The organism is Phyllobacterium sp. SL163 (assembly GCF_049896885.1).
Lineage (GTDB): Bacteria > Pseudomonadota > Alphaproteobacteria > Rhizobiales > Rhizobiaceae > Phyllobacterium > Phyllobacterium calauticae.
Genome location: NZ_JAFCVE010000003.1, coordinates 35,711 through 49,771, shown reverse-complemented (window position 1 = coordinate 49,771; position 14,061 = coordinate 35,711). Strand labels below are relative to the sequence as shown.

Genomic DNA, 14,061 nt, shown 5'->3' with positions numbered 1-14,061 from the left:
ACTGGGGCTCAGCGGCGCGTTGCGGCCGGAGCCAGCGCAAACACTGCGCCATACATATAATCCAGCAAATTCTTGCGGTCGGCCAGCGGCGCCAGTTCCGACCAGTCCATCGTGCGGCCGATGCGCACGGTGATGGCCTTACCGGACAGTTTGCGAAATTCGCGGATGAGCAGCGAAATGCGCAGCGTCATCGAAATCTTGCTGGCGAGATGGAAAACCCGGCCGTTCTGCCCGCCGAAATACACCGGGATGACCGATGCCTTGGCCTGCTGCACCAGCTTGGCCGGAAAAATCTTCCAGGGCAGATCCTCCGCCCGGCCAAAACCCTTGGGCGCCGTGGCAACGCCGCCCGCCGGGAAGACGACGATGGTGACGCCTTCTTTCAGCAAACGCACCGCCTCATGGCGGGTGGCCATGTTCATCGCCACCGCTTCCTTGGTTTCGTCGAAGCAGACCGGCAGCGCATAGGGGCGGATTTCCGGCACCTTCATCAGGTCGTTGTTGATGAGCACGCGGAACGGCCGGCCGAGCTGTTCGGCCAGCGCCAGCGCGGCAATGCCGTCGCCGATACCGAAAGGATGGTTGGCGACAATCACCAGCGGCGTGTCGGGCAGATGCTGCGGCGGCCACTGATCCTGAACATCGAGCTTGATGTTGATCAGGTCCATCATGCGGCAGAACACGTCGATCCCCGCCGGGACGATGTCGGTGCGCCAGGCATTGTAGAGCCGGACATAATGGTCGCGGCCGGACAGGCCTTCAATCGAACGGATCAGCCATTGGGTGATGCGCGACTGGGTGTCATTGGCGTAGGAGAGTTCTCTGAACTGCACGATCGCATCCCGGCAAATAATGAAACGGCTGAATAGTCACGCAACTCCATGACAGCGTGATGAAAGTCACCACGCTGTCACAAAGCGATGTGCGGGCCTACTCCGCAGCAGCGCGCAACAGGTCCGGCGGCGTGGCTTCCTCGCCGAGTTGCCGGATCGCATCATCAAGGCTGAGCGACGTCTGGTTCTGCGAACCCAGACGGCGCATGTTCACCGTCCGCTCCTCCGCCTCGCGCATGCCGCAGACGAGAATGACCGGTACCTTCTGCAGGGAATGCTCACGCACCTTGTAGTTGATCTTCTCGTTGCGGAAGTCGGTGATGACCTGCAGCCCCGCCGCCTTCAGTTCCTTGGCGACCTGCCTGCCGTAATCGTCGGCTTCCGTGGTGATGGTGGCCACAACCACCTGCACCGGAGCAAACCACAGCGGCAGATGACCGGCGAAGTTTTCGATGAGAATGCCGAGGAAGCGCTCCATCGAGCCGCAGATGGCGCGGTGGATCATGACAGGCTGCTTCTTCTCGGAAGTCGAGTCGATGTAGAAGGCACCGAACCGCTCGGGCAGGTTGAAATCGACCTGCGTCGTGCCGCATTGCCATTCGCGGCCGATGGCGTCCTTCAGCGTGTATTCGAACTTCGGGCCGTAGAAAGCACCCTCGCCCGGCAGAATGCCGGTCTTGATGTCATTCGACTGCTGCTGGATCTGCTCCAGCACACCCATCATCACGCTTTCAGCCCGATCCCACAGCGCATCGGAACCGACACGCTTTTCCGGGCGCGTTGACAGCTTGATGGTGATCTCGTCGAAACCGAAATCCTTGTAGACGGACAGGATCAGGTCATTGATGCGCAGGCATTCGGCCGCCATCTGCTCGTCCGTGCAGAAGACATGCGCATCGTCCTGCGTGAACCCGCGCACGCGCATCAGCCCATGCAGCGCGCCCGACGGCTCATAGCGGTGCACATTACCGAATTCCGCAAGGCGGACAGGCAGATCGCGGTAGGACTTCAAGCCATGCTTGAAGATCTGCACGTGGCCGGGACAGTTCATCGGCTTGAGTGCGAAGACGCGCTCGTCATCGGTTTCATCGCCAGCGACCGTGACCTTGAACATGTTGTCGCGATACCAGCCCCAGTGACCCGACGTCTCCCACAGGGACTTGTCGAGCACCTGCGGCGCGTTGACTTCCTGATAGACGCCGTCGAGACGGCGGCGCATATAGCTGACCAGCGTCTGGAACATGCGCCAGCCCTTGGCGTGCCAGAACACGACGCCGGGGCCCTCCTCCTGGAAATGGAACAGGTCCATTTCGCGGCCGAGCTTGCGGTGATCGCGCTTTTCCGCCTCCTCCAGCACATGCAGGTAGGATTGCAGCTCGGCATCGGTGGCAAAGGCGGTGCCGTAGATGCGGCTGAGCATCGGGTTGTTGCTGTCGCCGCGCCAGTAGGCACCGGCCACCTTCATCAGCTTGAAGGCATTGCCGACCTGGCCGGTCGAGGCCATGTGCGGGCCGCGGCACAGGTCGTACCACTCACCCTGCGCATAAATCTTCAGGTCCTGCCCTTCCGGGATCGCATCGACCAGCTCGACCTTGTAGGCCTCGCCCTTGTCGGCGAAGACCTTGCGGGCCTTTTCGCGCGACCAGATTTCCTTGGTGAACGGCTTGTTGCGGGCGATGATCTCGCGCATCTTCTTCTCGATGAGCGGCAGGTCATCGGGGGTAAAAGGCTCGTTCTTGGCAAAATCGTAGTAGAATCCGTTCTCGATCACCGGTCCGATGGTGACCTGGGTGCCCGGAAACAGCTCCTGCACGGCCTCGGCCAGGACGTGGGCGCAATCGTGCCGGATCAGCTCAAGCGCGCGCGGGTCGTCGCGGGTCAGGATCTCGATGCTGCCGGACTGCTGCAGCGGGTCGGAGAGATCGCGCACGACGCCGTCGACCGCATAGGCCACGGCCTTCTTGGCCAGGGATTTCGAAATGGATTCGGCAAGTTCCGCACCGGATATGGCCGCGTCGTATTCGCGCTTCGAGCCATCGGGGAATTGCATGGATACAGTTTTGGAAACTGTCTGTGACATCAGTTGCTCCTATCCAGTCCCGCCAACAATCGCGGGTGGTGTTTCATGACCGGAACGGCTCCGGCGAGCGGACTTTTATGCGCAGATTGATCCGGCGTAAAGTGGCGGTTGCGGAAAAGCGGGTTTTGGCCGCTGCAAGTGGGTGGTGCGTGGTTCGACAAGCTCACCATGAGGGAGTTGGGTGGGCTGCAAGGCCAATCGCGAACGTTGCAGAACTTAGCTCCCTGCAATCATCCTCCTCCCTCATGGTGAGCTTGTCGAACCACGCACCACAGCACTGCGAATGACACAGCAGAAAATCCCTAGCGTGGCTTGCTCACACCCCAATACCGCCACGGCATGTACCAGACAAAACGCTTGTCCAGCGTTGCCGGCACGGGATCGTGACCGCTGGTGCCGCCCGGCCCGCAGCGGACGAACCGGAACAGGCCCATCCACCCCCCGGTCCACAGGCCGTAACGGGCAATGGATTCATAGGCATATTCGGAACAGGTCGGCAGGTGGCGGCAGGAATTGCCGATGAAGCCGGACAGCGTCAGCTGATACAGCCGGACGAAGGCCGTGCCGAACAGCCGTCCTGGCGTTTTACGCCATGGTCCGTTCCAGTTGCGGGAATATTTCTTTCCCGCCGCACGGGAATGGTTGTGGGCGGGGTCAGCGCACATCGGCGGTTCAGGCGGCCGCTTCAGCGTTTTTCTTCTCGATCTGGTCGAGACAATCCACCACCGCCTCGAAGGTCAGCATGGTGGAATTGTGCCGGGCCTTGTAGTCGCGCACCGGCTCGAGAAATTTCAGGTCTTCAAAGCGCCCCTGCGGCGGCGCTCCATTCTCTTTCAGCATTTTGAACATGGCATCGCGCACAGCGTGCAATTCCTCGCTGGTCGCGCCGACCACATGCCGCGCCATGATCGACGACGACGCCTGGCCGAGCGCGCAGGCTTTGACGTCATGGGCGAAATCCGTCACCACGCCGTCCTTGACCTTGAGATCGACGATCACTGTCGAACCACAGAGTTTCGAATGCGCCGTGGCGGTTGCATCGGGATTGTCCAGACGGCCAAGGCGCTGGATATTCCCGGCAAACTCCAGAATGCGCGTGTTGTAGACGTCATTGATCATAATGAGCTTCCGCTGGTGACACGGCCCGAAGCGAAGCGCAAACAGACAATTGTCCATCGCTTTGGCCCTATGAATCCCGAATTCACTCTCTATATAGTATGTGAGCGGGCGAGCACAAAGCGCCATGGCGTAAATTCTGCGTCAATGGTAGATGTAGTCGCCCAGGTTCAGCCTCAGGGCCAAGCCGGCTTCAATACACCACGTATTCGTTTCGGAACGACTATCGTGTATTGCCGTTTAACTCGTCGCTCCCTTGAGGGCGACTACGGGAGATCGCGATGGATGCGGTAATAAAAAGTTTGCAGTCACCGACTGGCAATCAGAATAATCTACGACGCCCAACCCAGGAAGAAGCGGAAGCTGCCGTTCGTACACTGCTGCTTTGGGCCGGCGACAATCCGGACCGTGAAGGCCTGCTCGACACGCCGCAGCGCGTGGCAAAAGCGTATAAGGAACTGTTTTCGGGCTATGATGAAGACCCGGAGGAAGTGCTTGGACGCACCTTTGAAGAAGTTGCCGGTTATGACGACATCGTCTTCATCAAGGACATACCGTTCTTTTCGCACTGCGAGCATCACATGGTTCCCATCATCGGCAAGGCGCATGTCGCCTACCTGCCCGATGGCGAGAAAGTGGTCGGCCTGTCGAAGATCGCCCGCGTCGTGCATATCTATGCCCGCCGCCTGCAGACGCAGGAGAGCATGACAGCCCAGATCGCCAATGCGATCCAGGGGTCGCTGCGCCCGCGCGGCGTGGCCATCATGATCGAGGCCGAGCATATGTGCATGGCCATGCGCGGCATCCGCGTGTCCGGTTCGACGACGACCACCACCACCTTTACCGGTGCCTTCAAGGGTGATGTCAACGAACAGGTCCGCTTCATGACCCTCGTCAAGGGTCGCTAAACCAGTCTTTTGCAGAATTGGCAGTCATGTCCAACGGTTCCTTTTCGTCGCCCCTTGCCGACACACATGCAAACGAAGAAGGCGCGGTGTTCGCACCGCGCTTCGATGCCGCCGGTCTCGTGACCGCCGTCGTCACCGATGCGCGTGACGGCCATCTCCTGATGGTGGCGTACATGAATGCGCAATCGCTGCGCCTGACTTTGGAGACCGGCATCGCCCATTACTGGTCGCGGTCGCGCCAGTCCTTGTGGAAGAAGGGCGAGACCTCCGGAAACCTGCAGACCGTTGTCCGAATGCGCACCGATTGCGATCAGGATGCGCTTTGGCTGGAGGTAACGGTGGCTGGAAACGGCCCGACGTGCCATACTGGCCGCCGATCATGTTTCTACCGTCAGGTCGTCAGCGAAAATGGCACATCCCATCTGGTCATGACGCCGGAGGCGTAGCATATTTCTGCTCTCCGGTGCCGTTGATCGGCTGCTCGCGTTTTCGTTGGTTGGCTAAGCGGCCATAATTCCGCAATATTCATCCTTTGGATACCAAAGTGAGGGGATAATGTGCGAATACGACTTTAGGAGTGCATGCCATGCTCGAATGGGCATCGCGACGGCTACGTGCGGCAGAACCGATTGGCGTTACGAACGGTCCTGAAACACCTGTCATGGATCCGTCCCCCCACAGTGACAAGAGAGCCCCCATCGCGCTGGCCCTGGGCGGCGGCGCGGCGCGCGGCTGGGCGCATATCGGCGTTCTGCGCGCGCTCGACGAAGCCGGTATCGAGATTTCCATGATTGCCGGCACGTCGATCGGCGCGCTGGTCGGCGGCTGTTATCTCGGCGGCAAGCTCGACCAGCTGGAGGAATTCGCGCGCAGCCTGACCAAGCGCGGCATTTTCTCGCTGCTGGACCTGCGGTTCGGCGGCAGCGGCCTGTTCGGCGGCATGAAGCTTGACAAGCGCCTGCGCGATCATCTCTCCGAGCTGTCCATCGAAGACCTGCCGAAACCGTTCATCGCGGTGTGCACGGAGATCAATACCGGCCACGAAATCTGGCTGACGCGCGGCAACCTTATCACCGCCATGCGGGCATCCTATGCCCTGCCCGGCGTGTTCGAGCCGGTCGAGTGCAACGGCCGCATCCTGGTGGACGGCGCGCTGGTCAATCCGGTGCCGGTTTCCGTCTGCCGTTCCTACGAGCAGCCGCTGGTGGTGGCGGTCAACCTACACTACGACCAGTTCGGGCGTGCCGCAGTGATCAAGCATTCCGCCGGAGCGACGCTTGCCGCCGATGCCGAACGCGAGGGCGCGGTGGCGCATTTCCGCGCGGCGCGCGCCACGCGGCTTGGCATTACGGGCGTGATGATGGAATCGTTCAACATCATTCAGGACCGGATTTCCCGCGCCCGCATGGCCGGCGATCCGCCTGACATCGCGCTGCTGCCGAAAATCGGCCATGTGGGGCTTGCCGAGTTTCACCGCGCCGACGAGGCGATCAAACTCGGCTATGAGGAAACCATGGCCCGGCTCGGCGAGCTCGAGCGCATGCAGAAGGTCGTGTTCTGACCCGATCCGTCAGCGCAACCGCTTCAGGCGGTTGCGATATAACTGCGAATTTCCTGGGACTCGCGCTCCACTTCCTCGATGCGCAGCTTCACCACGTCGCCGATGGACACGATACCGTGCAACCGGCCATCCTTTTCGACCGGCAGGTGACGGAAGCGGCCGCGGGTCATCATTTCCATGACCTGGTTGACCGTATGCTTTTCCGTGCACACGCTGACCTTGATGGTCATGATTTCAGAAACGGGACGCCAGAGCACATCGGCGCCATCGGCAGCAATGGCGCGCACGACGTCGCGCTCGGACAAAATGCCCTTGATGGCCTTCTTGTCATCGACGATGACAATGGCGCCGATCTTGTGTTTGGCCAGTGCGGCGACCGCGTCACCAAGGGTCGTTTCGGGTGCTGCGCTAAAAACGTCGTAGCCTTTGCGTTCCAGTATCATTTTGACTGTCATGTACGTCCTCCTTGCACATAAGTCCCAACGCTGACCGCCGCGATCCTCCTTTATCCCGGCGATCAATACGCCATGGTGCGCGTATGTTGCCCCCAATGCAACAGCTTTGCAATCATACCAACAATTCAGCGCCGGTCGCTGCGATCAAACAAGGCAATGCCCAGAAACCCGATGAGAAAGCCGCCAATATGCGCTTCCCAGGCGATCGTTGCGGCATCTCCCGGCACGACGGCGAAAAGGCCGGTGCCGATATTGGTAATGAACCAGACGGCGACGAAAACGAGAACCGTGCGGGTCCGCAGCGCAACGGCAATCGGCAGGATCGGCCCGGTAAACGCAGCGGAATTGCGCTGGGTCGAGCGGCGGAAACCGAAGCGCGCAGCCGCCCCCATCATGCCGGATATGGCGCCGGAGGCACCGACCAGCGGGATCGGGCTGGCGGGGTAAATGGCAAAGTGCATCATGACGGCGGCAACGGCGGTGACGATCCAGAACAGCGACGTGCGCAGCGGCCCGATGCGCGCCGCCAGCGGCGAGCCGAAGGCGGCAAGCCAGACCATATTGAGCGCTATATGGGCAAAACTGCCATGCATGAAGGAATAGGTGATGGTGGTCAGCCAGGCGGCGGGCGAATAAAATCCGCCGAACTGGGAAAACCGCGCGGGAATGAAGGCGTAGTCCAGCAGGAAATTGTTGTCCTGCGCCTCGGTCAGCACGTAGTTTTCAACCAGGAACACCGCCGCGCAGATGGCGAATATGGCGAGGATGACGCCGGGAATGTTGAAGATCGGCTCGCGTGCCGGTGATTGATCAGGGGTGCTCATAGGTCTGTCATTCTTCCCGCAACTGATTCATTGCAATGCGTGCTTAGCAGCAAACTCTCCAAACAAAAATAAGGCCGTTCAATGATGTTGAACGGCCCCAAGCTGGATACATGAACATAGAACTCTACTCGCGCCCCTTGTCGCACACCGGCACCGCCCGCTCAATCTAAACCATTTGTTAACCTTAATCGCCCCCTGCGGTGGACGCAGCCGCTTCGCCAATGGCGCTTCCCGCCTGCCGGTGCCAAAGTCAGCGCTCGTGGACAGCGGGTGGTGCTTGGTTCGTGGCGCAAGACCGGAATATCAACAGGAAGCAGCATATGCGGCACGACGGAACCAGCGAGATCTTCGCCTACTGGAACGATCTGCGCGGAACCCGCGCAGCGCCGGAACGGCGGGAGATTTCGCCCGCGCTCATCCGCTCGCGCCTGTCCGAAACCTTCATCCTGCGCGCCAGCGGCCCCGGCGAAGCGCGGTTCCGGCTGGCGGGAACGCGCATCTGCTCGATCTATGGCCGCGAACTGAAAGGCCAGAGCTTCAGCTCCATCTGGCAGGCCAAGGACAAGGCCGTCATCGCGCGCATCGTCGCCAGCAGCCTGACCAGCAAGACTGTCGTCCAGTCGACCTATGAGGGCAAGAGCAGCCGCGGGCGCAAGATGCTGTTCAACCTCATCCTGCTGCCCCTCGCCAACGAGGTGCATGAACGGCACCTGCTCGGCATGATCGCACCGGCCGGCAAGCCGTTCTGGCTGGAATCCGACGCGATCATCGAAAACAGCCTGCGGTCCATCTCGATGATCGATCCGCGCAATCCAGCCAATATGCCTGCCGGCAGCGTCCGGGCTGAAGATCACAAGCCCCTGATTTCCAATATACTCCTGCCTGCTCCCAATGGCAGCCGCCGGGTCAGGCATCTCATGGTCTTCGACGGCGGGAAAATCTTGGATTAGGTTAGTAAAACCTAAGCAAGATCTGCATCTGTTACATCGCCGTTAAGACTTGTGTTCTAATCTTCAGAGATAAAGAGTCATTTTAAGCCTTCGGACACACTTCATGCATCTGACCCGTGACGATTCAACCCAGACTATCGCCACGACGGGAAAATTCCATCGCGTGAAGGTCGAACTTTACGGCCGCTTCATGCTGGAAGACCGAAGCGAGCATGTCGGCCAGATCAGTGAAATGTCGCCGGGCGAGGCCCTGTTCACCACGGAAGTCATGGCCGGCACGGGCGAGCGCATCATCGCATATGTCGATCATATCGGCCGCATCGAAGGCACGGTGGAGCGCCTCGTCAGCAACGGCTTTTACCTTTCGCTCGTCGCATCGGAGCGCAAGAAGAACAAGATCGCGGCGCAGCTGACCTGGCTTGCCAACAAGCATGAGCTGGACATGCCGGAAGACCGGCGCCACCAGCGTATCGCGCCGCGCAACCCCATTGCCAAGCTCGGCATGGCGGATGGCCGCGAATATCCCTGCCGCATCATCGATCTGTCGATCTCCGGCGCGGCGGTCGAAATCCGCATGCGCCCTGCCCTGCACAGCCAGGTCGTTCTCGGCTCCATGCGCGGACGTGTCGTGCGCCATTTCGAGGAAGGCATTGCCATCGAGTTCGCGACGGTCCAGAGCCGCGAAGCCATCGAAATCTCCCTGCAGAATTAAATATCCTTCGCTTGGTTACCAAATGACTTCAGCGTGCAAGCCATGCAGCAGCACGCTTTAAGCGATCATAAATAATTACCTTCCGAGAAAAACCAAACTTTAACCGAAATATACTTCGTATACTTTGTGAAATTCACGCTTTAAACAAAACAGTAATATTCAATAATACTTTGCAACGGGTGATAGTTTATTTTTTGCTACCCGTTTTGTTCAGATTTACTGCTTCAGATTTCCGTCAGATCAAGGTCTCCCTGTCATTGTCACCTCAACCGGGGAGACGACGGTATGATAAAAAGCATAATTCTTGCGGGCGCAGCCCTTCTGTTGATGAGCATAGGCACCCAGGCGGGCCCGGCGCGGTCCACGGCGACGGTGATGCAGACCGGCGGGCGCACTTCACAGCCCATCGGCCACTACGATTTCTGCCAGATCTACCAGGACGAATGCCGCATCCGCAGCATCAGCGACACGCCGGTGTCCCTGACGCCAAAAGTCTGGGCGCAGCTGGTTCAGGTCAACACCCAGGTCAACACGGATATCAAGCCGGCCACCGACATGGAAATCTACGGCGTCGAGGAATATTGGGGCTATCCCGACAAGGTCGGCAATGTCGGCGACTGCGAAGACTATGTGCTGCTCAAGCGCCGGATGCTGATGCAGCGCGGCCTGCCCGTCAGCGCGCTGCTGATCACCGTTGTGCGCCAGATGAACGGCGAGGGCCATGCGGTTCTGACCGTGCGCACCGACCGGGGCGACTATGTCCTCGACAATCTGGAACCGCAGATCAAGCCGTGGAACGAAACGAGCTATGACTATCTGAAGCGCCAGTCGACGCATTATACCGGCGCATGGGTGTCCATCACCGACGACCGCCAGGTTCTGGTCGGCAGCATCGGGAAATAATGCCGGACAGGATCAGCTGACCTCAAGCCCCCGCATGAAACGCCTGGCGTTCTCGACATAATGGGCGGCGGAAAGCCGGAGCTGCTCGATGGCAGCCTCGTCCAGCGTGCGGATGACCCGTGCCGGCGATCCGACAATCAGCGCATTGTCGGGGAACTCCTTGCGCTCCGTCACCAGCGCCCCGGCACCCACCAGCGAATTCCTGCCGATTTTCGCACCGTTGAGAATGATGGCGCCGATGCCGATCAGCGTGTTCTCGCCGATGGTGCAGCCGTGCAGCATGGCGCGGTGGCCGATGGTGCAGCCCTCGCCGATCGTCAGGGGATAACCCATATCCGTGTGCATCACCGTATGTTCCTGCACATTGGTGTTGCGGCCGACATGGATCAGTTCATTGTCGCCGCGCAGAACGGCACCGAACCAGATGCCGGCATTTTCACCGAGAAAGACCTTGCCGACCAGCGTCGCATCGGGCGCGATCCAGTTCGATTTCCCGTGTTCAAATTCAGGCGCGTGGCCGTCGAGCGTGAATAGGGGCATCGTTCCTCCTCAGATTCCTTGCGCTCAGCTTAGCGACCCGCCGCCCGCTTGGCGATGCCGATGCGAATACAACTTTCACGTGTGGTTAACCATAAATCAGCACTTTGAGGTTAGCCTTCCTGTCAACCGAGGCAACAGGACCCGAAGGTTGATGCAAGCTTCCGCACAGCGCGTGGAATCGATAACGGGCAGCCCCTTTCTGCAGCGCATTTTCTATGGCGTCGCGGCGCTCGCCCTCCTGACCATCGGGCTTGTCGTTGCCGGGCATTATTTCGGCCATACGATTTCCCTCGGCGGGCATACGGAAGACACCGATGTGCATGAGGTGGTGATCGGCAACAGCGTGCTGGCGCTGCCGGCCAACACCATCCGCTTCCGGGCGCAGCGGCGCGACGGCGTGGCGCAGCGGGTTGACCTTTACCTGCACTGGCCCGACATGCAGGGCTACCAGCCGGAATTCATCCGGGATTTCAACGGTGCGGGGGAAAAGAAGGCGCTGCTCTTCCTGACGTTTGAGCCACGTGCAACCTCGCGCGACATGTCCGGCCGCTACGGTCCGGTCTACAGCACGTTGACGGACGGCCCCGGCATCAAAGGCCCGGCGGGCCTGACCATCCAGACCTTTCGCGCCACCAGCGGTTTCGTCAGTGAACAGCTCGTCTCCTCACCGGAAAGCAAGGGCCGCAGCTTCTTTGTCGCGCGCTGCCTCGACGAGGCCACGTCGAAAAGTAACCTCGCCTCCTGCCAAAGGGATGTTTTCATCGGTGAGGATTTGCAGCTGACCTACCGATTCCCGCGCGAATTTCTCGCCAACTGGCAGGAATTGGAGCAAAAGGTCCTGGCCTTTGCGCAAGGCCATCTCAAGACACCGAAGTGACGCCGAATGCGGGCGGCACTTCCATTCCAAACGGCGTTAACCGTTAGAGATCCATGTCGAGAATGGCCATCGAGAAGTTGTAGGACAGTTCGCCCTCGTCTTCATCCTTGTAGATCAGGCCGAGAAATTCATCGCCAAGATAGAGTTCAGCCGAATCGTCCTTGCGGGGACGGGCCTTTACCGTGAGTTCCGTGTTTCTGAATGTACGCTTGAAATAGCTGTCGAGTTTTTTCAGTTCTTCGGGTTTCACGCGGTTTCTCCTGTCGAATGCAAAATTGTGAAGCGGGCTTGTGGCATGCAGCAACCGGCCCTGTAAAGGGCCGGCATGTTCGTTTCAATCACTGAAGCGCCCGGTTTCAGTCGAAATTGGTGATGAGCTGGTCCATGGCGCGGGACGGTTCGGCGCAGCCGGTTTCGCCAACGACGCGGGCGGGAACCCCGGCGACGGTGACATTGTGCGGCACGGGCTTGAGCACCACGGAACCGGAGGCAACTTTCGAGCAATGGCCGATTTCGATATTGCCAAGGATGCTGGCCCCGGCGCCGATCAGCACGCCGTGGCGAATTTTCGGATGACGGTCGCCGGTTTCCTTGCCGGTACCGCCGAGCGTAACGCCCTGCAGGATCGACACATTGTCCTCGATGACGGCGGTCATGCCGACGACGATGCCGGTGGCATGGTCGAAGAACACGCCCTGCCCCATCGGCACGGCAGGATGGATATCGGTCTGGAAGACGGAGGATGAGCGGCTCTGCAGGTAGAGGGCAAAGTCCTTGCGGCCCTCGTTCCACAGCCAGTTGGCCAGCCGGTGCGTCTGGATCGCCTGGAACCCCTTGAAATAAAGGATCGGCTCGATGAACCGCGTGCAGGCGGGATCGCGGTCATAGACGGCCTGGATGTCGACGCGCAGGATCTGCGACCAGGACGGCGTGGCGTCCATCATCGCGGTAAAGGTCTGGCGCAGCAGTTCCGACTCGACATCCGGATGATCGAGCCGCTGTGAAATGCGGTGAATGACCGCCTGCTCCAGCGACTGGTGGTTGAGAATCGTGGTGTACAGGAACGTCGCCAGCAGCGGCTCCTGGCGGATGGTTTCCTCGGCTTCGGCACGGATGGACAGCCAGATCGGATCCATCTGCTTGACCGATCCGGTCATTTTCATCGGGTTGCTTGCGGACATGTCCTACTCCAGGCAATCAGCCAATAGTCTTGCGTTGCCACCAGCATACGGCAAAAGCGATGTGTTGACACCCCAAATTCACCGGGCTGAAACAGTGTCACGGTTTGCGCGTGGTTCGACAAGCTCACCATGAGGGGCGTTGGCGCTGTAACGCTCATCGGAACCATTGCAGCATAGAGCTCCCTGCAGCCCACTCCATTCCTCATGGTGAGCTTGTCGAACCACGCACCACACATCTTCTTGCGGTTTACGCGCACCGTCAGAGCGGATGGGCTTTCAGGAACCGGATCACCGCTTCCTTGAACACCTTGTCGCCGACGGCCAGCATGTGATCACGGTTGGGGATGTCGATGGCTTCGCCCTGCGGCATCAGCGCCGCAAGCCGGTGCGGGTTGCCGCCGATGTCGTCCTTCGTTCCCACCGCAACCAGCGCTGGCTGGGTGATGCGCGCCATATTGGCTTCGCTGATTTCCTCCTTGGAGGTGATGACACAGGCGGCCAGGGCGATCTTGTCGCTTCTGGTCTTGTCGGCGAACATGCGGAACATTTTTCCGCGCGGATGCGTCACCGTTTCGGCGTCTTCCGCCAGCAGCGCCTCGGCGATGGGATTCCAGTCGCCGGCGCCTTCCACCATGCCGATGCCAAGCCCGCCGAAAATGACGTCGTGCACCAGTTCGGGATGTTCCAGCGCCAGGAAAGCGGTGATGCGCGCGCCCATGGAATAGCCCATCACATGGGCTTTCGCGATGCCGAGGTGCCTGAGCAGGGCCGCGGCATCCCCGGCCATCAGGGTCGGCGTATACAGCGATTTCTCGTGCGGCTTGTCCGACTGGCCGTGGCCGCGATTGTCGATGGCGATGGTCCGGTAGCCGGCGGCGGTCAGGGCCGGCACCCAGCCGGGCTGCACCCAATTGTAGAAGTGCGACGAGGCAAAGCCGTGGATCAGCAGGACCGGTTCGCCCGCGCCCTCATCGAGATAGGCGAGCTTCAATCCATCATTCTCAAAAAACTGCATGGGGTCGGGACTCATTGATCTGGTCAAAAATGGTAAGGGGCTTTTTTCCTGGAAACAAGGCGCAATGCTATGGGTCATCGTGCGTGGTTCGACAAGCTCACCATGA

Annotated in this window: 17 protein-coding genes; 7 read left to right on the top strand and 10 right to left on the bottom strand. The window is 59.9% G+C overall.

The genetic code is table 11. From position 1 onward, the window contains the following. Positions 1-8 precede the first annotated feature (8 nt). The 4 genes from ACP7B1_RS07040 to ACP7B1_RS07025 all read right to left on the bottom strand — a co-directional run bounded on the left by ACP7B1_RS07040 (position 9) and on the right by ACP7B1_RS07025 (position 4,032). Entirely contained in the window at positions 9-833 is an 825-nt protein-coding gene (locus ACP7B1_RS07040) for a lysophospholipid acyltransferase family protein (RefSeq protein ID WP_346306628.1), read from the bottom strand. Between the two features lie 97 nt (positions 834-930). Next, entirely contained in the window at positions 931-2,913 is a 1,983-nt protein-coding gene (gene thrS, locus ACP7B1_RS07035; RefSeq protein WP_346306627.1) for a threonine--tRNA ligase, read from the bottom strand. 302 nt (positions 2,914-3,215) lie between these two features. Continuing rightward, positions 3,216-3,578, bottom strand: a complete 363-nt coding sequence (gene yidD / locus ACP7B1_RS07030; protein ID WP_346306626.1) for a membrane protein insertion efficiency factor YidD — start codon at positions 3,576-3,578, stop codon at positions 3,216-3,218. Positions 3,579-3,585: 7 nt separating this feature from the next. Further along, on the bottom strand, positions 3,586-4,032 hold the full coding sequence (locus tag ACP7B1_RS07025; RefSeq protein ID WP_288193931.1) for an iron-sulfur cluster assembly scaffold protein: 447 nt from the start codon (positions 4,030-4,032) through the stop codon (positions 3,586-3,588). 278 nt (positions 4,033-4,310) lie between these two features. Here ACP7B1_RS07025 and folE point away from each other — a divergent pair, with 278 nt between their 5' ends. The 3 genes from folE to ACP7B1_RS07010 all read left to right on the top strand — a co-directional run bounded on the left by folE (position 4,311) and on the right by ACP7B1_RS07010 (position 6,498). Beyond that, a complete protein-coding gene (folE, locus tag ACP7B1_RS07020; protein WP_223615120.1) occupies positions 4,311-4,937 on the top strand; it encodes a GTP cyclohydrolase I FolE in 627 nt (208 codons plus the stop codon). A 26-nt stretch (positions 4,938-4,963) separates the two neighbouring features. Further along, positions 4,964-5,383 (top strand): phosphoribosyl-AMP cyclohydrolase, encoded by a 420-nt coding sequence (gene hisI / locus ACP7B1_RS07015; RefSeq protein WP_346306625.1) that lies wholly within the window; start codon positions 4,964-4,966, stop codon positions 5,381-5,383. A 215-nt stretch (positions 5,384-5,598) separates the two neighbouring features. After that, on the top strand, positions 5,599-6,498 hold the full coding sequence (locus ACP7B1_RS07010; protein ID WP_288193934.1) for a patatin family protein: 900 nt from the start codon (positions 5,599-5,601) through the stop codon (positions 6,496-6,498). 23 nt (positions 6,499-6,521) lie between these two features. Here ACP7B1_RS07010 and ACP7B1_RS07005 read toward each other — a convergent pair whose 3' ends face one another. Both ACP7B1_RS07005 and ACP7B1_RS07000 read right to left on the bottom strand, forming a co-directional pair. Next, the gene (locus tag ACP7B1_RS07005) at positions 6,522-6,953 is read right to left on the bottom strand and encodes a CBS domain-containing protein (protein ID WP_223615123.1); all 432 of its coding nucleotides are present in this window, start codon (positions 6,951-6,953) and stop codon (positions 6,522-6,524) included. Between the two features lie 125 nt (positions 6,954-7,078). Continuing rightward, a complete protein-coding gene (locus tag ACP7B1_RS07000; RefSeq protein ID WP_288193936.1) occupies positions 7,079-7,777 on the bottom strand; it encodes a rhomboid family intramembrane serine protease in 699 nt (232 codons plus the stop codon). A 320-nt stretch (positions 7,778-8,097) separates the two neighbouring features. On the opposite strand from ACP7B1_RS07000, the gene ACP7B1_RS06995 reads away from it, so the two are divergent. From ACP7B1_RS06995 to ACP7B1_RS06985, 3 genes are all read left to right on the top strand, one after another. Next, entirely contained in the window at positions 8,098-8,727 is a 630-nt protein-coding gene (locus ACP7B1_RS06995; RefSeq protein ID WP_346307593.1) for a PAS domain-containing protein, read from the top strand. Positions 8,728-8,830: 103 nt separating this feature from the next. Next, on the top strand, positions 8,831-9,439 hold the full coding sequence (locus ACP7B1_RS06990; RefSeq protein ID WP_346307594.1) for a PilZ domain-containing protein: 609 nt from the start codon (positions 8,831-8,833) through the stop codon (positions 9,437-9,439). A 285-nt stretch (positions 9,440-9,724) separates the two neighbouring features. Further along, a complete protein-coding gene (locus ACP7B1_RS06985; RefSeq protein WP_403173460.1) occupies positions 9,725-10,342 on the top strand; it encodes a transglutaminase-like cysteine peptidase in 618 nt (205 codons plus the stop codon). Positions 10,343-10,354: 12 nt separating this feature from the next. On the opposite strand, the gene ACP7B1_RS06980 is transcribed toward ACP7B1_RS06985, so the two are convergent. Continuing rightward, the gene (locus ACP7B1_RS06980) at positions 10,355-10,882 is read right to left on the bottom strand and encodes a gamma carbonic anhydrase family protein (protein ID WP_346307595.1); all 528 of its coding nucleotides are present in this window, start codon (positions 10,880-10,882) and stop codon (positions 10,355-10,357) included. Positions 10,883-11,033: 151 nt separating this feature from the next. Between ACP7B1_RS06980 and ACP7B1_RS06975 the strand changes: the two genes are divergently transcribed. Further along, on the top strand, positions 11,034-11,759 hold the full coding sequence (locus ACP7B1_RS06975) for a hypothetical protein (protein WP_346307596.1): 726 nt from the start codon (positions 11,034-11,036) through the stop codon (positions 11,757-11,759). A gap of 43 nt (positions 11,760-11,802) precedes the next feature. Here ACP7B1_RS06975 and ACP7B1_RS06970 read toward each other — a convergent pair whose 3' ends face one another. The 3 genes from ACP7B1_RS06970 to ACP7B1_RS06960 form a co-directional block, all read right to left on the bottom strand. Then, the gene (locus ACP7B1_RS06970; RefSeq protein ID WP_105733161.1) at positions 11,803-12,009 is read right to left on the bottom strand and encodes a DUF3126 family protein; all 207 of its coding nucleotides are present in this window, start codon (positions 12,007-12,009) and stop codon (positions 11,803-11,805) included. A gap of 106 nt (positions 12,010-12,115) precedes the next feature. Continuing rightward, positions 12,116-12,940, bottom strand: a complete 825-nt coding sequence (gene cysE, locus ACP7B1_RS06965; RefSeq protein WP_223615130.1) for a serine O-acetyltransferase — start codon at positions 12,938-12,940, stop codon at positions 12,116-12,118. Between the two features lie 259 nt (positions 12,941-13,199). Next, positions 13,200-13,970: an alpha/beta fold hydrolase gene (locus ACP7B1_RS06960; protein ID WP_346307597.1), complete on the bottom strand. Its 771-nt coding sequence runs from the start codon at positions 13,968-13,970 to the stop codon at positions 13,200-13,202. Positions 13,971-14,061: the final 91 nt, after the last annotated feature.